The organism is Arthrobacter sp. ZGTC412 (genome assembly GCF_002929215.1).
Taxonomy (GTDB): domain Bacteria; phylum Actinomycetota; class Actinomycetes; order Actinomycetales; family Micrococcaceae; genus Arthrobacter.
Genome location: NZ_PJII01000093.1, coordinates 1 through 510 on the forward strand (window position 1 = coordinate 1; position 510 = coordinate 510).

General features: G+C 66.3%; 1 protein-coding gene. It reads right to left on the reverse strand.

What is annotated here, in order from left to right:
- The coding region (locus CXQ88_RS21510) for an efflux RND transporter permease subunit (protein WP_181037660.1) at nucleotides 1–510 on the reverse strand (510 nt) is incomplete at both ends.

Sequence of the window (510 nt, forward strand, 5' to 3'; positions counted from 1 at the left end):
CGGTGTGTAGTCGGCCGCCTCGTGCAGCTGATCGTTGGCGCGAACCTGCCAGTGGCGGTCCGCGTCCTCGACCATCCCCTTGGGTCGGCGCACGTTGCCGTTGGCGATGGTCTGGCGCACTTCGTCCAGCGACACGCCGTACTGCTCCAGCTGCTGCGGCTGCAGTTCGATGCGCACGGCGGGCAGCGAGCTGCCGCCGACCTGGATCTCGCCGACGCCGGACACCTGCGACAGCTTCTGCGCCAGGATGGTGGAGCCGATGTCGTACAGCTCGGCCTTGCCCAGCACCTCCGATGTCAGCGAAAGCACCATGATCGGTGCCTGGGACGGATTGATCTTGCGGTAGGTGGGCATGCTGCGCATCCCGCTGGGCAACAGGTTGCGCGAGGCGTTGATGGCCGCCTGCACGTCGCGGGCAGCGCCGTTGATATCGCGATCCAGATCGAACTGGATGATGATCCGGGTCGAGCCCTGGCTGCTGCGACTGGTCATCTGGCTGACACCGGCGAT